The 19,289-nt window shown below is 62.2% G+C and carries 22 protein-coding genes and 1 tRNA gene; 14 read left to right on the plus strand and 9 right to left on the minus strand.

What is annotated here, in order from left to right:
- Window positions 1–6: 6 nt before the first annotated feature.
- From IAG25_RS30455 to IAG25_RS30465, 3 genes are all read right to left on the minus strand, one after another.
- Entirely contained in the window at window positions 7–735 is a 729-nt protein-coding gene (locus IAG25_RS30455; RefSeq protein WP_187608149.1) for a PepSY-associated TM helix domain-containing protein, read from the minus strand.
- Between the two features lie 177 nt (window positions 736–912).
- The gene (locus tag IAG25_RS30460; protein ID WP_187608150.1) at window positions 913–1,944 is read right to left on the minus strand and encodes a serine/threonine protein kinase; all 1,032 of its coding nucleotides are present in this window, start codon (window positions 1,942–1,944) and stop codon (window positions 913–915) included.
- A gap of 62 nt (window positions 1,945–2,006) precedes the next feature.
- Window positions 2,007–2,219 carry a hypothetical protein gene (locus tag IAG25_RS30465; protein ID WP_014192763.1) on the minus strand — a complete coding sequence of 71 codons (213 nt, stop codon included), beginning with the start codon at window positions 2,217–2,219 and terminating at the stop codon, window positions 2,007–2,009.
- Between the two features lie 324 nt (window positions 2,220–2,543).
- On the opposite strand from IAG25_RS30465, the gene IAG25_RS30470 reads away from it, so the two are divergent.
- A complete protein-coding gene (locus tag IAG25_RS30470; protein WP_187608151.1) occupies window positions 2,544–3,806 on the plus strand; it encodes an MFS transporter in 1,263 nt (420 codons plus the stop codon).
- 226 nt (window positions 3,807–4,032) lie between these two features.
- Window positions 4,033–4,215, plus strand: a complete 183-nt coding sequence (locus IAG25_RS30475; protein WP_016346751.1) for a hypothetical protein — start codon at window positions 4,033–4,035, stop codon at window positions 4,213–4,215.
- Window positions 4,216–4,253: 38 nt separating this feature from the next.
- Here the strand turns inward: IAG25_RS30475 and IAG25_RS30480 are convergent, their stop codons facing one another.
- Entirely contained in the window at window positions 4,254–4,958 is a 705-nt protein-coding gene (locus IAG25_RS30480; RefSeq protein WP_187608152.1) for a dienelactone hydrolase family protein, read from the minus strand.
- A 541-nt stretch (window positions 4,959–5,499) separates the two neighbouring features.
- Between IAG25_RS30480 and IAG25_RS30485 the strand changes: the two genes are divergently transcribed.
- The gene (locus IAG25_RS30485; RefSeq protein ID WP_035499507.1) at window positions 5,500–6,645 is read left to right on the plus strand and encodes a branched-chain amino acid ABC transporter substrate-binding protein; all 1,146 of its coding nucleotides are present in this window, start codon (window positions 5,500–5,502) and stop codon (window positions 6,643–6,645) included.
- A 54-nt stretch (window positions 6,646–6,699) separates the two neighbouring features.
- Here the strand turns inward: IAG25_RS30485 and IAG25_RS30490 are convergent, their stop codons facing one another.
- Window positions 6,700–7,923, minus strand: a complete 1,224-nt coding sequence (locus IAG25_RS30490; RefSeq protein WP_187608153.1) for an MFS transporter — start codon at window positions 7,921–7,923, stop codon at window positions 6,700–6,702.
- A 154-nt stretch (window positions 7,924–8,077) separates the two neighbouring features.
- On the opposite strand from IAG25_RS30490, the gene IAG25_RS30495 reads away from it, so the two are divergent.
- The 3 genes from IAG25_RS30495 to IAG25_RS30505 all read left to right on the plus strand — a co-directional run bounded on the left by IAG25_RS30495 (window position 8,078) and on the right by IAG25_RS30505 (window position 10,802).
- Window positions 8,078–8,758, plus strand: coding sequence for a HugZ family pyridoxamine 5'-phosphate oxidase (locus IAG25_RS30495; protein ID WP_187608154.1), 681 nt, complete (start codon window positions 8,078–8,080; stop codon window positions 8,756–8,758).
- A gap of 365 nt (window positions 8,759–9,123) precedes the next feature.
- Complete coding sequence (locus IAG25_RS30500; protein WP_035499508.1) at window positions 9,124–9,426, plus strand: H-NS histone family protein; 303 nt, start codon at window positions 9,124–9,126, stop codon at window positions 9,424–9,426.
- A gap of 188 nt (window positions 9,427–9,614) precedes the next feature.
- A complete protein-coding gene (locus IAG25_RS30505; RefSeq protein WP_187608155.1) occupies window positions 9,615–10,802 on the plus strand; it encodes a cation diffusion facilitator family transporter in 1,188 nt (395 codons plus the stop codon).
- Window positions 10,803–10,809: 7 nt separating this feature from the next.
- Here the strand turns inward: IAG25_RS30505 and IAG25_RS30510 are convergent, their stop codons facing one another.
- The 3 genes from IAG25_RS30510 to IAG25_RS30520 form a co-directional block, all read right to left on the minus strand.
- On the minus strand, window positions 10,810–11,268 hold the full coding sequence (locus tag IAG25_RS30510; RefSeq protein WP_008352298.1) for an Lrp/AsnC family transcriptional regulator: 459 nt from the start codon (window positions 11,266–11,268) through the stop codon (window positions 10,810–10,812).
- Window positions 11,269–11,363: 95 nt separating this feature from the next.
- Window positions 11,364–11,999, minus strand: coding sequence for an exonuclease (locus IAG25_RS30515; protein WP_187608156.1), 636 nt, complete (start codon window positions 11,997–11,999; stop codon window positions 11,364–11,366).
- Complete coding sequence (locus tag IAG25_RS30520; RefSeq protein WP_187608157.1) at window positions 11,996–12,640, minus strand: MBL fold metallo-hydrolase; 645 nt, start codon at window positions 12,638–12,640, stop codon at window positions 11,996–11,998. Before IAG25_RS30520 ends, IAG25_RS30515 begins: the two co-directional genes overlap by 4 nt.
- Window positions 12,641–13,302: 662 nt before the next feature.
- On the opposite strand from IAG25_RS30520, the gene IAG25_RS30525 reads away from it, so the two are divergent.
- The gene (locus tag IAG25_RS30525; protein WP_187608158.1) at window positions 13,303–13,908 is read left to right on the plus strand and encodes a septal ring lytic transglycosylase RlpA family protein; all 606 of its coding nucleotides are present in this window, start codon (window positions 13,303–13,305) and stop codon (window positions 13,906–13,908) included.
- Window positions 13,909–13,962: 54 nt separating this feature from the next.
- On the opposite strand, the gene rsmI is transcribed toward IAG25_RS30525, so the two are convergent.
- Window positions 13,963–14,853 (minus strand): 16S rRNA (cytidine(1402)-2'-O)-methyltransferase, encoded by an 891-nt coding sequence (gene rsmI / locus IAG25_RS30530; RefSeq protein WP_187608232.1) that lies wholly within the window; start codon window positions 14,851–14,853, stop codon window positions 13,963–13,965.
- 80 nt (window positions 14,854–14,933) lie between these two features.
- Here rsmI and IAG25_RS30535 point away from each other — a divergent pair, with 80 nt between their 5' ends.
- The 7 genes from IAG25_RS30535 to IAG25_RS30565 all read left to right on the plus strand — a co-directional run bounded on the left by IAG25_RS30535 (window position 14,934) and on the right by IAG25_RS30565 (window position 19,142).
- On the plus strand, window positions 14,934–15,287 hold the full coding sequence (locus tag IAG25_RS30535; protein ID WP_187608159.1) for a YraN family protein: 354 nt from the start codon (window positions 14,934–14,936) through the stop codon (window positions 15,285–15,287).
- Window positions 15,288–15,390: 103 nt separating this feature from the next.
- Window positions 15,391–15,978: a phosphoheptose isomerase gene (locus IAG25_RS30540; RefSeq protein ID WP_187608160.1), complete on the plus strand. Its 588-nt coding sequence runs from the start codon at window positions 15,391–15,393 to the stop codon at window positions 15,976–15,978.
- Window positions 15,979–16,055: 77 nt separating this feature from the next.
- Window positions 16,056–16,808: a BON domain-containing protein gene (locus IAG25_RS30545; protein ID WP_187608233.1), complete on the plus strand. Its 753-nt coding sequence runs from the start codon at window positions 16,056–16,058 to the stop codon at window positions 16,806–16,808.
- A complete protein-coding gene (locus IAG25_RS30550) occupies window positions 16,805–17,149 on the plus strand; it encodes a c-type cytochrome (protein WP_187608161.1) in 345 nt (114 codons plus the stop codon). The genes IAG25_RS30545 and IAG25_RS30550 overlap by 4 nt, the downstream gene beginning before the upstream one ends.
- Before the next feature lie 66 nt (window positions 17,150–17,215).
- Window positions 17,216–17,291, plus strand: a tRNA-Ala gene (locus IAG25_RS30555).
- A gap of 166 nt (window positions 17,292–17,457) precedes the next feature.
- Window positions 17,458–17,916 (plus strand): Arm DNA-binding domain-containing protein, encoded by a 459-nt coding sequence (locus tag IAG25_RS30560; RefSeq protein WP_222946710.1) that lies wholly within the window; start codon window positions 17,458–17,460, stop codon window positions 17,914–17,916.
- A 2-nt stretch (window positions 17,917–17,918) separates the two neighbouring features.
- Entirely contained in the window at window positions 17,919–19,142 is a 1,224-nt protein-coding gene (locus IAG25_RS30565; RefSeq protein WP_187608162.1) for a tyrosine-type recombinase/integrase, read from the plus strand.
- The last annotated feature ends 147 nt before the right edge of the window (window positions 19,143–19,289 follow it).

Raw genomic sequence — 19,289 nt, forward strand, 5'->3', positions numbered from 1 at the left:
CGGAAATCACATCAACCCGCAAACAATCGCCGCGATCAGCGATGCCGCCACGATCACCACGCCCGCCGTGCGTTTCTTGTTCAACTCCGTCCACAGCAGCACACCCGTCAGCGAAAGCAGAATGATGCTGCCCGCGAACGTATCGATGAGCAGCACCCAGCCCACGCTGAGCCCCACGCCCTTGTGCAGGTTGGTCATCATCGCGAGGAAGGTGTTTTCGGTGCGTTTCACCGACACGAAGTTATTGCCCACCCAATATTCGGCCATCACGCTGCCGCCCGGCGATGCGACCATCACCGACCATTGCTCCGGCTGCATCGTGGTCTTGTCGCCCCAGCCGACCGGATGCGCCGGCTCGCGGCGCGTGCGCCCGAGATTGCCTTCGATCTTCAATTCCTTCTTCAGCCACGCGCCCATGTCGCGCGGTGTCTTGAAGCCGTCGGCGGGCAGCGGCATCTGCATCTGCGAAACCTGCGGCTCGCCGGTGGAAATGCGCAGCGGCGGCGCGCGATGATTCAGCAGAAAGCCCGTCGTCCCGAACAGCAGGCCGAGCAGCGCGCCCCACAAACCGATCCAGCCGTGCACCTTGCGCAGCCACTTCAAAAACGTCGAGCGGCGCGAGCGGTTTTTGCGCACGAATTGCTCGGCATCGTCGATGAGGCGCCCATGCGGACGATAGTGCGTCGGGCCGCTCGTCGTGGGCGGCTGCGGATTGAGGGTTTCAGGCGCGTTCACGCGTCTCTCCAGAATTCGGGCGTTGGCAGGCAAAGCCGCGCCCCGATCCGCTAGTCGCGAATGAACGCGCAGCAATCGACGAAAGGCGGGCAAATGAGAATTGTTATCATTACATGCGCAAAAGCACTTTTCAATGCTTTGCGATTGCCTGACAGTTCGTGAATGTCACGAAAAATTTCAGACGGGCCAGAGCGGCCCTTCCTGCATCGCGCCGACTTGCTCGCGCAATTCGAGGATGCGGTCTTCCCAATAGCGCTGCGTGTTGAACCACGGGAAGGCGGCGGGAAACGCCGGATCGTTCCAGCGCCGCGCGAGCCACGCGGAATAGTGGATCAGCCGCAGCGTGCGCAAGGCTTCGACCAGATGCAGCTCGCGCGGATCGAACTCGCAGAAGTCTTCGTAGCCGGCGAGCAAATCCGTGAGCGCGCGCGATGCGTCCGCACGTCCGGCGGGCAGCAGTAGCCATAAATCCTGGATCGCCGGGGCCATGCGGCTATCGTCGAAATCGACGAAATGCGGACCCGCGTCGGTCCACAGCACATTGCTCGGATGACAGTCGCCGTGCACGCGCAAATGCCGCACGTCGCCCGCACGGTCGAAGCAATGCGCGACGCCTTCCAGCGCCATCGATACGACGGTTTCCCAGGCTTCGCGCACATCGTTCGGGACGAAGGCGTGCGTCAGCAGAAAGTCGCGCGGCTCGTGGCCGAAAGTGTCGATATCCAGCGTCGGCCGCTCGCGATAAGGCTCGATCCCGCCCACCGCATGAATACGCCCGATGAAGCGCCCGAGCCATTCGAGCGTATCGCTGCGGTCGAGATCGGGCGCGCGTCCGCCGCGCCGCTCGAAGATCGAAAACCGAAAACCCTCGAATTCGTGCAGCGTCGCGCCTTCGAGCACGCGTGCCGGAACTGCCGGAATTTCGCGCGCGACTAGCTCGGCGACGAACGCGTGCTCTTCGAGAATGGCCGCATTCGACCAGCGCTTGGGACGATAAAACTTGGCGACCACCGGCGCGCCGTCTTCGACGCCCACCTGATACACGCGGTTTTCGTAGCTGTTGAGGGGTAGCAGGCGGCCATCGGTGCGCGTGCCCGTGGGAAGCAGCACGCTGTCGAGCGCATCGAGCACGCGCTCGGGCGTGAGGCCGGAGAAGGGCGGCGCGTCGTCAGCGGGCGCGCCCTGGGAATCGGGATGGATCGAGTTCATCCCGGCATTGTGCCCGGCCTTCGCGCGGGCGGCATCATTACATCAATGCGATGCGGCGCCGTTCAATGCACGACCGTGTTCGATGGGCGCACGACATCGCCCGTGTCGATCAGGTCTTCGAGGAAGAACGGCTCCGTGTTGAGCAACTGGGTCACGCCGGGCTCGCCCGCGTACCAGGCGACCATCGCCATGTCACCGAGAATGCGCATCACGATGCCGCGCGCCCCTTGAGGCACGGCAATATGCACAGAGCGGACAATCGAACCGATTTGCATGATGAATCCCCGTTTCAACGCCGGCTGAGGATGAAACGCCGGTCATATATTTCACCAAGCACAGGCTTTTAACGGCTCGTGCACCAGACAATCGCCGCGTCTTTTGCTGCGGGAAGCGCGACATGCGCGGCTTTCATGAACGATTGTGCTCTTACTTTAGCGCATCGCGACGCGTCGGCGCGACGCCATTCGCGTCGTTATGTTGCCGATCGCAGACGGCTAGCACTAATTACTGGTGATCGTCGGCGAAATGCGTGTGTCGCATTAGGCAAAACCCTTAGGATCGGCGTATCGTCGAATGTTTTTTCAGCGGAGACTTCATTCGTGAACGCATCACCGGCGCCGCAGCGCCCGAACGCCGACCACAACGCAGACCGGAGCGCCGACGCCGCGCCGTATCTCGAACGTGGTTCGCGCGCCTACTGGCGTGCATCGCTCGCGCTGCTGTTCGCCGGCTATGCGACGTTCTCGCTGCTGTATTGCGTGCAGCCGCTGCTTCCCGAGTTCACGAAGGCGTTCGGCGTCAGTCCGGCGGTCAGCGCGCTCACGGTATCGGTGAGCACGGCGGCGCTCGCGATCGCGATCTTCATCGCGGGATTCGTTTCGGAAAGCTGGAGCCGCCATCGTTTGATGACACTTTCGCTGCTTGCATCGTCGGTGCTGACGGTCGTCGCAGCCGTGTTGCCCGACTGGCACGCGCTGCTCGTCGTCCGCGCGCTCGAAGGCTTCGCGCTCGGCGGCGTGCCCGCCGTCGCGATGGCGTATCTCGCGGAGGAAGTGCATCCGGAAGGCCTCGGTCTCGCGATGGGCCTCTATGTCGGCGGGACGGCCATCGGCGGAATGGCCGGGCGGGTGATCAGCGGCATCCTCGCGGATCTCTTCGGCTGGCGCGTCGCGATCGGCGGCATCGGGCTGCTGGGTTTGCTCGCCACGTTCGCGTTCCGCTCTCTCTTGCCGCCGTCGCGACGGTTCAAGCCCCGGCGCGGCGTCGGGTTTGCGCATCATCGGCGCTCGCTTGCCGGTCACCTGCGGCACGGCGGTTTGCCGTTCCTGTTTCTCATCGGCTTCGTGCTGATGGGCAGCTTCGTCACGCTCTATAACTACGTCGGTTATCGGTTGCTAGGCGCGCCGTTTGAGTTGAATCAGACGCAGATTGGCGCGATCTTCACGGTGTATCTGACGGGCGTCGTCGCGTCGCCATGGTCCGGCAAGATGGCCGATGCCTTCGGACGCGGCCGCGTGCTGATCGCGAGTCTCGTACTGATGATGCTCGGCATTGCGCTGACGTTGTCGAGCGCGTTGGCGGTGATCATCGCCGGGATCGCGTGTCTGACGTTCGGGTTCTTCGCAGGGCACGCGGTCGCGAGCAGTTGGGTCGGGCGTCTCGCCGCGCAGGCCAAAGGGCAGGCGGCGGCGCTTTATCTGCTCGCTTATTACGTCGGGTCGAGTGTGATCGGATCGTATGGCGGCCACTTCTGGACCGCGTTCGGATGGACGGGCGTGGCCGGGCTGATCGGCGCGTTGCTGCTCGTCGGGCTGGCGGGCGCGGCTTACCTGAATCGGCGCGAGCGCGCGACCTTCTTCTGAAAATCGAAAGCCGGTTGAAATGGAACGAAGCTAAGGGTTTTCCGCGCCCGCTTAAAAAGATCCGCCTCTAAATCCTTGTTACGCAAGGCTTTCGTATATCGGGCAGGTTTCTCATCGCACGAAGATCGGCCGACGTCTTCGACAGAGACGCCTATACTCGAATCGTCGATGCAGGTTTCAACGCGCGACGCTCGAAGCCAGAAAGCAAGACGATGGGAGACGCACTATGACGTACTTCACGATCGGCGACTTCATCCTGATCATCCCGATGGCGCTCGCTGGCGCGCTCTTCCTCGGGGCCATTCCATGTGCGACGCATTTCAAGAACAACGCGCTACGTGTGTTCGGCGCGCTGCTCGGCGTGCTCGCGGCATTTCTCCTGGTCGAAGGCTTGCCCGCACTGATATAGCGAGCGCCCCGTGTGGGCGCGCTCGCCATAGCGGTCGATTACAGGTGCTCGCCGAGGAAGCTCAGCGTGCGTCCGTGCGCGAGCGCTGAAGCCTTGGCGTTGTACGACGCGCGATCGCCGCAGTTGAAGCCGTGATCGGCCTGCGCATAAACGTAGAGTTCCGAATTCTCACGGCCAGCGAATTTCTGACGCACGGCGTCCACCGCATCGGCGGGAATGTGCGCATCGAGTTCGCCGTAGTGGAACTGCATCGGAACCTTCACTTGATCGGCTTTATCCAGCGCGTTCTGGATGCCGCCGCCGTAGTAGGCCACCGCCACATCCACCGAACCCTGCGCCGCCGCGAGATACGCGAGCCGGCCGCCGAAGCAATAACCGATCGCTGCGATCTTGCCCGTCACCTCGGGTAGCGCGCGCAGCGCCTTCCCGGTCGCGCCGACATCGGCGACTGCGGTATCGAGCTTGGTCTTTTGCAGCAATTCCATCGCCTTTTCGCGATCCGCGCCTTCGTAGCCCAGCTCGACGCGCGGCTGCGTGCGCCAGAAGACATCGGGCGCGAGCGCGACATAGCCATCGGCGGCATATTGATCGGCGACGCTGCGAATGTGCGCGTTCACGCCGAAGATCTCCTGCAGGATGATCACGGCGGGTCCGGTGCCTGTCTTGGGCAGCGCGAGATAGCCCTGGAAGCTGTCGCCATCGGCCGGAATGTCGATCCAGCGGGAAGTCACGGATACGGTCACGTCGATACTCCTTGCGTTTGTAAATAGGTTGGCCGGGTGAGTTTGCCAGCTTTCCCTTTCAGTCGCCCTGAACGCCCGCGCGCGCTTGGCACGCGGTTTGACGCGTGGCCGGTTTTTAGAGGCATCGATCTAAACGCAAGCTGAAAGAAGCCTTAATAAACAGGCTAATGATGCCGGCGGGCAGGGATTATCGGCGCGCGCCTGTCAAACTTGAATGACGGTCAAACCTTTGCCCGCCGATGTCGCGGAAACCCGCATGTACAGGGCGTCTTCGCGGGAACACCACCACAAATGGCGGCGCATCACAACTAGCCGTTAATTGGTAGTGACACCAGTATCTTAAAAAACTTCCCTAAATTAATTTGACAACCCTACACTTGCGCGCAGTGCGGATGGCGGCTGCCACGAACGGCCTGCCGGAAGGACTTGCCAAGTGCATGACGATGCATCCGGCGTGGTCGTCCACGGGACTGAGCGATCGTGATGAAAGACGGGGCACAGGGCGATTACGTTGTTTTTGGGACCGAAACTGGAGACTTACATGAACACCAAGCTTCACAAACTGTTGCCGATCAGCGCTGCAGCCGTGCTGTTCGCTACGTTGGCAACGTCCGCAGCAGCCGACCAGGTCGTCAAGATCGGTCACGTCGCTCCGCTGACCGGCGGCATTGCTCACCTGGGCAAGGATAACGAAAACGGCGCGCGGCTCGCAGTCGAAGAGATCAACGCCAAGGGTCTGACGATCGGCGGCCAGAAGATCACGCTGGAACTCGACGCGCAGGATGACGCGGCCGACCCGCGTACGGCTACTCAGGTCGCACAGAAGCTCGTGGATGACAAGGTCGTCGGCGTTGTCGGTCACCTGAACTCCGGTACGTCCATTCCGGCTTCGAAGATTTACAGCGACGCGGGCATCGTTCAGATTTCCCCGTCGGCGACGAACCCGACCTACACGCAGCAAGGCTTCAAGACGACGTATCGCGTCGTCGCGACCGATGCGCAGCAAGGCCCGGCGCTCGCCAACTACGCGGCGAAGCAACTGAAGGTGAAGACGGTCGCCGTCGTCGATGATTCGACCGCTTACGGCCAGGGTCTCGCGAACGAATTCGAGAAGACCGCCAAGTCGCTCGGCCTGAAGGTGATCTCGCATGACGCGACCAACGACAAGGCTGTCGACTTCCGCGCCATTCTGACCAAGATCAAGGGCGAAAACCCGGACGCCGTGATGTACGGCGGCATGGACGCGACCGGCGGCCCGTTCGCCAAGCAGGCGAAGCAGCTCGGCCTGCGCGCGAAGGTTCTCGCGGGTGACGGCGTCTGTACCGAGAAGCTGTCGGATCTGGCAGGCGACGCAACCGACAACGTCGTGTGCTCGGAAGCGGGCATGGCGCTCGAAAAGATGGACGGCGGCAAGGCGTTCGCGGACAAGTTCCAGAAGCGCTTCGGCCAGCCGATCCAGATCTACGCGCCGTTCACGTATGACGCGGTGTACATCATCGTCGACGCGATGAAGCGCGCGAACTCGACCGATCCGGCCAAGATCGTCGCTGCCATGCCGAACACGGACTACAAGGGCGTGATCGGCCAGACGACCTTCGATTCGAAGGGCGACCTGAAGCACGGCGTGATCTCGCTGTACAACTACAAGGGCGGCAAGAAGACGCTGCTCGACGTCGTGAAGATGTAATCGACGCGGGACTTCGGTCTCAAGAAGCGCGCGGAGCCGAAAGGCCCGCGCGCTTTATATTTTCCAGCGCTTAAGAATGCGCGGCCCGATTACGGTGATGACCAGGCAGCACGCCGCCACGACGCACAGGCCGATCGGCAGCGTGCTGATCTGCGCGACGCCGCCGATCAGCACCGGCCCGAGCAGCAGGCCGAAGTACGCGAGTCCCGCGACCTGCGCGAGTCCTTCGGCCGCCGTGACCCCTTCAACGCGCGCCGCGGCCGCGAAGAGCACCGGCATCATGTTCGCGAGACCGAGGCCCATCAGCGTGAAGCCGGTCATCGTGACGATGGTGTTCGGCAGCACGAGCGCCATCACCATGCCGATGAACGCGAGACCCGCGCTGCCGAAGATCAATTGCGGCGCGCCGAAACGCGCGCGCACCGCGTCGCCGCCGAAGCGGCCGGCTGCCATGCCGCCGGAGAACGCCGCGTAGGCCGCGCTCGACACCGACGGCGTGGCCTCGACGATATCGCGCATATAGACGGTGGCCCAGTCGTACATCGCGCCTTCCGCGATCAGCGCAATCAGCGCGAGACCGCCGAGCGCCCACAGCGCGCCCGAACGCCAGCGATTCGACGACGACGCCTTCGCGTGCTCGTCGTGATGAGGAACGTGCGGCAGCACGGCGGGCATCGAAACGAGCAGGACGACGAGACTGATGCCCGATGCCAGCGCGAGATGCGCGGCGGGCGAGAGTCCGTGCGCGAGCAGCGCGCCGCCCACGGCCGCGCCCGCCATGCCGCCGATGCTGAACATGCCGTGCAGCGACGACATGATCGGACGACTCAATGCCTGCTCGACCGCGCTGGCCTCGGCGTTCATCGCGACGTCGAGCGTCGCCATGCCGAAGCCGAAGATCGCAAGGACGATCAGCAGCAACCAGAAATTGGGCGTGACCAGAATCAGCGAGCCGCAGATCATCATCGTGATGCCGCCCGCAAGGCAGGCGGTGCGCGTGCCGGCCCGGGCGATCCACGGTCCGGCCGTGAGCATCGCGAAGATCGAACCGCCGGCGACGGCGAGCAGCGCGAACGAGAGCATGCCCGGGCTGAGCGCGAACTTGTCGCGCACGGTCGGCACGTGCACGCCCCACGACGCGTACATCATGCCCGCGATGAAGAAGACGGCCATCGTCGCGTAGCGCGCGCGCACGCGCGTGCCGTGGGGAAGGCTACGATGCAGCGCGAGCGTCGGATTGGATTCGCAGGCGGCGGAGGCGGTAGTCGAGTCGGACACGAGAGAAGCCGTTTGGAGATTGCGTGAAACGAGAAAGCGACCGGACATGATGCCATCGGACGCGAAGGCTTTCGATTCTATCGAACGGCCAGGCGACACGCTCGCACGCGCTGCATTACCATCGTTCGACGATCGACCAACGAACGAGAACCGGATGAACATTCCGTCGCAAGCGCCGCTTCATCTGCTGCATCGCGTGTCCGAAGGCACGCTCGCCACGCATTCGCGCGAGCCGCGCGGCTTTCCCTATCCGACAGCGCTGCCCTTCGCGCCCACCGCTCGCCACGTGCCGATGTTGCTCATCAGCCATCTCGCCGAGCACACGCGCAATCTTCACGCCGACGCGCGCGCCGGTTTTCTGGTCGCGCACGCCGCGGAAGGCGGCGTGCTGGACGGCCAGCGCCTGACCATGCTCGGCAGCTTCGCGCCGGCGCGGCCGGAAGAAACCGGGGAACTCGCGCAGCGATATCTGCGCTATCACCCGGATGCGGCGCGATATCTGGAACTCGGCGATTTCTCCTTCTGGGTGATGTCGGTGGAACGCATGCGGTATATCGGCGGATTCGGTGCAATGGGCTGGCTCGCCGGCGAAGAACTCGATTCGCTGCCGCCGCTTTGTGCAGCGGACGAATCGTCGCTCTGCGAATATTTTGATGCTTACACGGGCCGGCCGGAGAATCTCCGTTTATTGGGGGTCGACCGGTACGGCTGCGATTTGCTGCTTACCGGGACGCGCAATCGTTTTACATTCGATTACCCGAAACTGACGAACGAGGATTTGAAGGCTGCGCTTATCGATTGCTTCGAGCGGCAAGGCGACTTTTCCGTGCGATAAATCCGAATTTGTTGCGACCCGATTTCGCTTCGCGTGACCAGATGTCTCAACGATTCGCAGCAAGTTGCCATCTCATGAAATTTTCCGGCGGAGTTTATTGGCCTTGTTTTCATTCGATGCCATGACGCCAACGAAGGATCGTTTCATCAACGCGTTTTAGATCGGATCAACAACCGCTCCAATCTCAGAATTTTCGGCAAATGTTACGAAGAAAGTCGCTAAACTTTTTATTAAGTGGCAATACGCACATGCCGCGTTAATGGGAACTGTGTTAATCTGCGTCCCAGTCCGAGGCTTTACAGATACTGATAACTGAAAGCGAGCGCGTTGATTCGCAAAGTCAGCAAACCACTTAGGGAATTGCCATGCCGTCATACAAGGAACTCCTCGCACAACGCGAGTCTCTCGAACGTCAGATTGAAGAAGCCAAGTCGCGCGAATACGCCGAAGTGCTTAATGAGATCAAGCAGAAGATGGCGGATTATGGCATCACGCTTCAGGAACTGGCTGGCGGTCGGAGTGCGAAAGGCGCGAAGGCCGCGCGTAGCCGTTCGGGCGTGGCGCCGAAATATCGTGACCCGGAAAGCGGCAGCACCTGGTCGGGCCGCGGCAAGCCGCCGAAGTGGATCGCCGGGCAAGATCGGGACAGCTTCCTGATCGGCAAGTAAATTCTGAGCCGAATCATGCGAAAAATAGGCCGCGTTACATGACGCGGCCTTTTTTATTTCGCAGGCTGATAAATTGGTATCGCCGGTCCCTCGACGGCTGATCCTGAACCAAAATACCGCACGCGCCCAGAAGCTCCGAGACGCACCCGCTGATAAAATTCGAAGGTGAAACGCTCGAGTTCAATTACATGTCGCTTTCGACGACGCGCACCGCGGAAAAACAGGAGGTTGCCCGAAGAACCACCTGGCGGAGCATTGCGCTAAATAGTGTGCTAACCACGGCGCAACTCGTCGTAGGCTTTCTTGCTCACTCTCAGGCACTGATTGCGGACGGCGTTCATTCGCTGGCGGACATTGTGTCTGATTTTATCGTGCTGATTGCGAATGAGCACGCGGGCGCTGCCCCGGACGTCGACCATAACTACGGCCATAACCGTTATGAGACGGTGGCTTCATTGTTCCTCGGCGGATTACTGGTCGCGGTGGGCGTCGGAATGTTGTGGCGTGCCGGGTCGCGTATCGTCAACCTTCAGGATATTCCGCCGGTAAAGGTCGGCGCGCTGGCGGTTGCGATAATCGTCCTCGTTTCCAAGGAAGCGCTGTTTCGCTATATGCTGCGCGCCGCTGAACGGGTGCGTTCCGCGATGCTCGTCGCAAATGCGTGGCATGCGCGCTCGGATGCCGCTTCTTCGCTGGTCGTCGCACTCGGGATAATCGGCAGTTTGGCGGGATTCCGGATTTTGGACCCGATCGCCGCCGCGCTTGTTGGCTTCCTGATCGGCAAAATGGGATGGACGTTCGCGTGGGACGCATTACAAGATCTTTCAGATCGGGCACTCGATCAAGCGACCACCGAAGATTTGCGAGCCATTTTGCTGACCACGCCCGGCGTACGCGAAGTCCACGAATTCCGGACGCGCAAAATGGGCGATCTCGCCATCGTCGATGCTCACATTCTCGTCGACCCGCTCATTTCGGTTTCGGAAGGTCATTACATCGCCGAATCGGCGCGAGCGAACATGCTGGCCGACACGCGGGTCATCGACGCGCTCATTCATGTCGATCCCGAACTCGATGAACTCAATCCGTTGCCGGGCAATTTCCCGTTGCGTTCGACCGTCAGCGACGCTGTGCGCGCGGCGTTCACGCGACAGGGTTTGGCAGTGGAGACCTTGAATCTGCACTATCTGAGCAGCGGCTTCAATGTGGACGTCATGCTACCCGCGCCAGGCGCAGAGGACACCGCCGCGAAGCTGAAGTCGATCGATCTCGACGCGCTCAAACGCAAGATCGGCGCGCGTGAAATTAACATCGCGCAGGCGCTCGATCTCGCGCCCGCGCCGACGACGAAGCGCGCGATCGATACGCCACGCTGAACGCCGCTCAGAGCGGCAATTGCGTGTCGAACTTGATTTCGCGAAGCACGACGCTCGTTCGCACCTGCGCGACGGCAGGAATCTTGAAGATGCGATCGTGCAGGAACGCGTCGTACGCCTTGATATCCGGCGCAACGATCTTGAGGATGTAATCGGACTCGCCGGTCGTGCTGTAGCACTCGGTCACTTCCGGGCAGGTGGCGATCTCGCGCTCGAACTGCTCGACGCCGCCCTCGGTGTGACGCGTCAGATGGATATGCGCGAGCGCGCAGACGTGCAGGCCGAGCTTCTCGCGGTCGAGCAGCGCCGTGTAGCGCTGAATGACGCCCGATTGCTCCATGTCCTTGATGCGCCGCCAGCACGGCGTGCTCGACAAGCCGACCTGGTCGGAGATTTCCTGAACGGAGCGCCGTGCGTCGAGCTGTAGAAGACGCAGGATTTTTTGTGAGAATGTATCGAGAGTCAACTGCGCCTCCGTTCGGTCGCGATTTGACTCTCATGGTAGAGGCGCCGGAAAAGAAACGCAATGCAAAGCGCCTGCACTGAGGGAGTTTCCCTAACTCATTGGCCTGACTGCGCGGTTTTACCTTCGCCGATCTCGTTCGATTCGGCCGATATCCGCGCCAGCGCGGCCTGCGACGTCCGCAGCTCCGCAAGCATGTTGCAAAAGAGCGCGCCTTGCTCGATCGCGTCGTCGAGCGCGACGTGCGTGTGCGGCAACTCGTCGAACCAATGTTTCGGCAGACGCGGCTTGATCGCCTTGCGGTATGGCAGGCCCGTCATCGCGAACGCGAGCGTCTTGATGTCGAGCGCCGACCACGAAAAAGGACAACGCTCGGCAAAACGCATCATGTACCAGAACATATAGGTGAAGTCGAAGCCCGCCGGATACGCGACGAACACCGGCTTGCCCGGCAGCGCCTCCACCCATTCGACATAAGCCGGCAGTGCGATCTCCGGCTTTTGCAAATCCTTGCGGCACGCGGCCCACGCGTCGGGCTGCGTTTTCCACCATGCGGCCTGAACCGGATGTGGCGCCGCGCCTTCCAGCGTTTCGAGATTCGCGGAGAAGGTGCCGATGAGCTGCTTGTCGGCCGTGAAGGCTGCCGACGCGAAGCTCAGCATCGAATGCGGGCCGGGAATCGGGCCGTCGGCTTCGACGTCGGTGCTGACATAGATTTCGGGAATCGCGTTCACGCTGTCACTCCGTCGCGCACGAACGGGTTGGTGCGCCGCTCCTCGCCAAATGTCGATGCCGGGCCGTGACCGGGGACGAAGGTGACGTCGTCGCCGAGCGGCCAGAGCTTTTCGCGGATCGAACGGATGAGCTCCGCGTGATTGCCGCGCGGAAAATCGGTGCGACCAATGGAGCCGGCGAACAGCACATCGCCGACGAACGCGAGCTGGTGCGCGCGGCTGAAAAACACGACGTGGCCCGGCGTGTGACCCGGACAGAAATAGACTTCCATCGACTCGTTGCCGAACTGCACGGTGTCGCCGTCGACAAGCCAGCGTTCGGGTGTGAACGCCTCGGCGTTCGAAAAGCCGAAGCGCTGAGTCTGCGCGGGCAGCTGATCGATCCAGAACGCATCCTCACGATGCGGTCCTTCTATTTGTATGCCGTAATGGTCGGCGAGCGCCTTCGCGCCACCGCAATGGTCGAGGTGACCATGCGTCAGGAGAATCTTTTCGACGGTCACGCCCTGCCGCTCCACTTCAGCGATGATGCGTTCGATGTCGCCGCCCGGGTCGACGATGGCGGCGCGCCTGGTCGCCTCGCAGATCACGATGGAACAGTTTTGCTGGAAGGGCGTCACGGGAACGAGAATGACTTTCATATGACTGTCGTCGGTACACGCAGGCCTGTAAAAACGTTCATTGTACCGGTGCCATAACGCGCGCAAGGGTGACGGTTCGAGCGCTGGAAAACCCGTAAATATCGGCAATTCTTACGCTCATAGCGAAAATCAATGACTGATCGTTGGGTTTGGCGAGACGAACCGCTGTTTTTTTGTATAATGGCACTACTTGTGCATGGATCCAACCATGCCGTCAATAAGCGAAGGTTGAAACGCTAGTGCGTTTTTACAATCGCTGTCAGTACGCTGTTCGGGGCCAAAAGCCTCGCAATTGCAACTCAAGCACCTCCAGTGGGTGCACACGTCTTGTCCGGCCAGACGCCGCGCGTCTGTCAGATGGCTTTGCAGCCGTTACGCCGGATGGGGCCTACGCCGCCGTTCCTGCGCTTAGATGAATTTTTCAGCGCACGAATGTGATGCCACGTTCGATGGCGGCTTGTGGGGTCTGGTCAGGCTGCCGGGGACAGGTTGCGCCAGACGTGAACAATAACCGGGCGTTTGCGGCACGAGTGCGCCGCATCCGAGCACAGTTCGCCGTTCGCTTGACCGAGCGGCGTTCTGCTTTGCACGGCAAAGCCTCGAGCAGCCATGCGCGCGCCGACCAGCGCAGCGCGGCCGCTCCTTTTATCGTAAACACGTCTATGAATGCTCGATTTATTCGACATGTCGGAAGCCTGCTGGCAGTTGGTGTGCTGGCGGGTTGCGCCGCGCCGGGTTCGGGCGATGTCGCAGCCAATCCTCAGAAGACAGACTCTCTGAGCACGAGCAGTGCCCGCTCGACGGCGCCGCTCGCGTTCGATTCGCACCTTTCCGCACTTCCGGCCGACAAGCCGAACCAGGCTCAATCGCTTTCGAGCGCCGAGCCGATCACGACCGGTCCCGACGCCGGCAGCTTCGAACAGAAGGGTAAGGCGTCGTGGTACGGCCGCATGTTCCATGGCCGCAAGACCGCGAGCGGCGAAAAGTTCAACATGAACGCGATGACCGCGGCTCACCGGACGCTGCCGCTCGCGTCGTGGGTGCGCGTGACGAACGAGTCCAATCACAAGACGGTCGTCGTGAAGATCAACGACCGTGGACCGTATGTGCGCGGACGCGTGATCGACTTGTCGTACGCCGCCGCGGCGGTGCTCGGCATGCGCGGCGCAGGCACGCAGAAGGTGAAGATCGAAGGTCTCACGCAGCAGGAAGCGCGTGCGGCGCGCGAAGAGCAGGCGCAAGCGCTTGCCGACGACAGCGTCAACTGATCCGGCATCGCGCCTTGCAGCACCTAAACGGGCCGTCTCGCGACGGCCCGTTTTTTATTCTGCTTCGCTTTCGTCGCGCTTCGAGAGCTTCAGCGCGCGTTCGTACAACGCGTTGCGCGATGCGCCCGTCAACGTCGAGGCGATGCGCGCCGCGCTCTTCACCGACAACTCTTCCAGCAGCGTCGCGAGCAGCGCATCGTGGGCGTCGTCGGCGTCCTGCGTTTCGGGCGCGCCTTCCACCACCAGAACGAATTCCCCGCGCTGACGATTCGCGTCGGCTTCGAGCCACGCTGGCCCTTCGGCCAGGGTGCATCGATGCAGACTCTCATGTAACTTCGTCAGTTCACGGGCGATCAGCAACTGCCGCTCGCCGCCGAACGCCTCGCCGAGCGCGCGCGTGGTTTCCACGATTCGATGAGGCGCTTCATAGAACACCAGCGCCATCGGATGGTTCGCGAGCGTGCGCAATTGCGTGGCGCGCTGCTTCGACTTCGTCGGCAGGAAGCCGATGAACGAGAAGCCGCGCACCCACGCGCCCGCTGCCGAGAGCGCTGTCGTGAGCGCGCTCGGGCCCGGCAGCGGAATGACGGGCAGTCCGGCTTCGCGCACGGCATCGACGAGACGCGCGCCGGGATCGGAAATGCCGGGCGTGCCGGCGTCGGATACGCACGCGATGCGCTCGCCGTTCCGGAGATGCTCGATCACCCGTTCGGCGGCGCTGCGCTCGTTGTGCTCGTGCACGGCGATCGACGGCTTCGAGATGCCGTAGCGCGCGAGCAGTTGCGCGGTGTTGCGCGTGTCCTCGGCGGCGATGCGATCCGCGAGCTGCAACACGTGCAGCGCGCGCACGGTGATGTCGGCCGCATTGCCGATCGGCGTTGCGACGACGTAGAGCGCGCTGGTCGGATAGTGCTGCCCGGCGGCGAGTTCGGAGATCTGAAGCATGAGCGCGGGCGTCGAAGGAAAGGACGTCATTTTGCCACGCGCGATCCGCATGGCTCGTCGACAACTTTTATGGAGGAGCCTTGTCCAAAACGCTCGGCGATGTTTTCGAGTCGCATGCGCTCGCGTTTCTGCAGCGACAGCGGATGCGCCTCGTCGCGCGCAACGTGACATGCCGGGGCGGCGAGATCGATCTCGTGATGCTCGATGAACGCGGCGCGCTCGTGTTCGTCGAAGTTCGGGCGAGGAAGAGCAGGCGTTACGCGAACGCCGTTGCGAGTGTGGACGCGAGAAAGCGTGCGCGCCTCGTGCATGCCGCGCAGCATTTTCTCGCGAGCTGGCGCGGTGCATTGCCGGCGTGCCGCTTTGATGTCGTCGCGTTCGATGCGGGTCGCGTGCACTGGCTGCGCGATGCGTTTCGCGCCGACGAAGCATGAGCGAGGTTCGCTGCATGATGCATGCGGTAAACTGCGCAACAACCGACGCTTTGAGCGTTCAAGCCACATATTGCCGCGCGCCGCGGCCGATGATCGAGAGTCGATGTCAGTCGAACGTATTCAACAGCACTTCCGCGACAGCGCGGCACTCAAACTCGAAGCACTCGATGCGCTGGCGGTTCCGATCGCAGCCGCCATCGACACGCTGTTCGGCGCACTCGCCAACGGCAACAAGATTCTCGTGTGCGGCAATGGCGGCTCTGCTGCCGATGCGCAGCGCTTCGCCGCGCAGCTGATCGGCCGTTTCGAGCGCGAGCGCCCGGGCTTGCCGGCCATCGCGTTGACGACCGATACATCGATTCTCACGGCCATCGGCAACGACTATGCGTTCGAACAGATCTTCTCGAACCAGGTCCGCGCGCTCGGTCAGTCGGGCGATGTGCTGCTCGCGCTCAGCACGTCGGGGAATTCGGTCAACGTGCTCGCGGCGATTCAGGAAGCGCACGAGCGCGAGATGATCGTGATCGCGCTGTCGGGCAAGGGCGGCGGCGCGATGTCCGACGTACTCGCCGAAACCGACATTCACATCTGCGTGCCGTCCGATCGAACGGCGCGCATCCAGGAAGTCCATCTGCTGACCATTCACTGTCTGTGCGACGGCATCGATGCGATGCTGCTCGGAGACGACTGAAACTGAAAAGGGGAACGGAGTTGACGAACAAGACACGCGTCAAGGCGACGCTGGCCCAGGCCACGCTCGTGGTGAGCATGTTGTCCGGAGTCGCGTTGACGTTGCAGGGCTGCGCCCTCGCGGTCGTTGGCGCGGCGGCCGGCGGCACGTTGATCGCCACGGATCGCCGCACGCTCGGTGCGCAGACCGAAGACCGCGAGATTCAGGTGAAGGCGCTTTCGCGGATCAACGAGAACCTGCCCGATACGGCGCATGTCAACGTGACCGTTTTCAACCGGCGCGTGCTGCTGACTGGCGAGGTGCCTGACGAAGCGTCGAAGCAGAAGGCCGAGGCCGTCGTACGCGACATCAACAACGTGGGCAGCATCGTCAACGAACTGTCGATACAGGGCGCGAGTTCGATCTCTTCGCGCGCGAACGACTCCTATCTCGAGACTCGCGTGAAGACGGCGATGGTCGGCGAGAAGGACTTGCGTGCGAACTACTACAAGGTGGTGTGCGAGCGCAGCGTCGTCTACCTGATGGGACTCGTCACGACGGACGAAGGCGCACATGGCGCGGATGTCGCCGCGCGCGTGCCGGGCGTGGAGCAGGTCGTGAAGGTGTACCAGTACATCAAGCCTGAAGAAGCGCAGGCGCTGGAAGCGGCGGCCGCATCCGATGCGAGGGCGGTCTCCGCGTCGAATCCGCCCGCGCCTGCTGACGCGACGGTCGGCACGGTGCCTGATTCGGGCGTGACGTCGCGTCCGCTCGATTCGCAGTCGCCCGCGCCCGTGAAGAACTCGGATGTGCATCCGGGCAATCCCAATCCGGTTCCGGCGACGAAATGAGCATGGCGCGTTTGATTTGCGGCGCGGTGTTGATCGCCGCGTCTTTCGGTGTGGTCGCGGCAGAGCAGGCCGTGTCATCCGCGAATGCGATGGCGATCGCGCGAAGCAATGCGTGCATGGGCTGTCACGCGATCGATCGCAAGCTTGTGGGACCGTCGTTTCAGCAGGTCGCCGAGAAGTACAAGGGCGATCCGCAAGCGAGCGCGAAGCTTGAACAGAAGGTGAAGAACGGTGGCGCGGGCGTGTGGGGTTCCATTCCGATGCCGTCACATCCCAGGATGAACGATGCGGATATCAAGGTCGTCGTCGCGTGGATTTTGGCGGGGGCGCCGTTGAAGTAGTGTTGCGGCGAATCGTCGGGAGGCTTGCCTGCGGGCGATTTCGCTGTGATACAATTTCGGTTCGTTGGGGGGGTAGCTCAGCTGGGAGAGCGTCGCGTTCGCAATGCGAAGGTCGGGAGTTCGATCCTCCTCCTCTCCACCAACTAGATTCCAAGCGACACCAAAGTTTTGCCAGAGAACCCCGTCAGGCCTAGCCTGGCGGGGTTTTTTGTTGCAAACTTCTTCAAGGTTCCACCAATCACTACAACCCCCATAGCGGGGTAAGTCTGGTGGTTGCTCCAAGGTGCCGCAGTCCTGTTACCCCAATCATGGCCAAGGCTAACCGGATTCCCTTGTCAGACGGGGCAGTGGGCGCCGCTGTCCCGCTTGAGAAGATCCGGAAGCTGTACGACAGCTGGGGGCTGCTCGTCGAAATCCACCCGTCGGGCGGTAAGTACTGGCGGCTCAAGTACCGGTTCGCGGGCAGGGAAAAGCGGCTCTCGTTGGGCGTATTTCCCGACGTAAATGTGCGCGACGCGCGCAAGCTCCGTGATGAGGCCCGTCAGTTGCTCGCCGCCGGGATCGATCCGGGCGAGGTACGCAAGGAGGAGCGCATCGCACGGCGTGAGGAACAGGACCGCCAGGAGGCGGCGATGCGCTTCATGCTGGATAGCGAGGGGGCACTGTCATTCAGGCTGGGCAAGCGCTGTCTGAACCTGACTGCAGCAGAAACAGTTGAGCTTCGCGTCTTTCTGGATGCGACGCGTGCGGTCATTCCCAAAGGTTAACCATGGCGCTTACTGAGCTGAAGATCCGCAACGCAAAGCCGTCCGACAAGCAGCAGAAGCTGTTTGACGAGCGTGGCCTGTATCTGCTCGTTACCCCCACCGGGGGTAAGTGGTGGCGACTCAAGTACAGGTTTGGGGGCAAGGAGAAGAGCCTATCCATGGGCGTGTATCCTGACGTCGGCTTGAAGGAGGCACGTGAGAATCGGGATGCCGCCCGGAAGCTGCTGGCAAGGGGAGTGGATCCTGCCATCGACCGCAAGGTGCAGCGAGCCGGAGAGGTGGCGCGTGCGGCCAACAGCTTTGAGGCTGTCGCCCGCGAGTGGTTTGCGAAGTTCGAATCGGGATGGGCTACCTCGCACGCTGAAAAAGTCATGGGACGCCTCGAGAAGGATGTGTTTCCATGGCTCGGCGGGCGCGCCATCGCCGAGATTTCCGCTCCCGAAGTGCTCGCTGTGCTGCGCCGGGTAGAAGCGCGCGGAGCGCTCGATACTGCGCACCGTGTTCACCAGAACTGTGGTCAGGTCTTCCGCTACGCGATCGCTACTGGGCGAGCGGAGCGCGACGTCAGCGCGGATCTGCGCGGCGCACTGCCGGCGGCGCGCCATACGCACTTCCCGTCCGTTACCGAGCCTTCCGAGGTGGCCGGGCTGCTGCGCGCCCTCGACGCGTTTCAAGGCACATTCGTTGTGCAGTGCGCGTTGCGGCTGGCGCCGCTGCTGTTTGTCCGGCCGGGAGAGCTCCGCACCGCGGAGTGGGCGCACTTCGATCTCGATAAAGCGCAGTGGCGCTACACGGTTTCGAAGACAAAGACCCAGCATCTGGTACCGCTTGCCACGCAGGCCGTCGCGATCCTGCGCGAGCTGCACGCGCTTACTGGTCTGCGCACTTACGTGTTCCCCGGGCGAGACGTGAAAAAACCAATGAGTGGCGCGGCCGTCAACGCGGCGTTGCGGCGGATGGGATTTGACACGAAAACAGAGATAACGGGCCACGGCTTCCGAGCAATGGCGCGCACGATTCTGCATGAGCACCTGCGCTTTCCGGGCGAAGTTATCGAGCACCAGCTTGCGCACAAGGTGCCGGATGCGCTCGGAACCGCTTACAACAGGACGAAGTTCATCGACGACCGGATCCGTATGATGCAGGCATGGGCAGACTACCTCGACGCGCTCAAAGCCGAGGCGCCTGTCGTCGCGATAGCAGTCGTAGAAGCCCAATCGACCTGAACATCGTTGCTGATTGAACCGGTGGAGCTGAGTTATGCATCTCAGTCCACTCGGCTTTGTCTGACTGGTTGCTCCGGCGAGTCGATGTTGAAATTGGATCCGTCGGCGGCGACACCATAGACAGCGATCCGGGGTCCGACGGTTTCT

This window comes from Caballeronia sp. EK, from assembly GCF_014384845.1.
GTDB lineage: Bacteria > Pseudomonadota > Gammaproteobacteria > Burkholderiales > Burkholderiaceae > Caballeronia > Caballeronia jiangsuensis.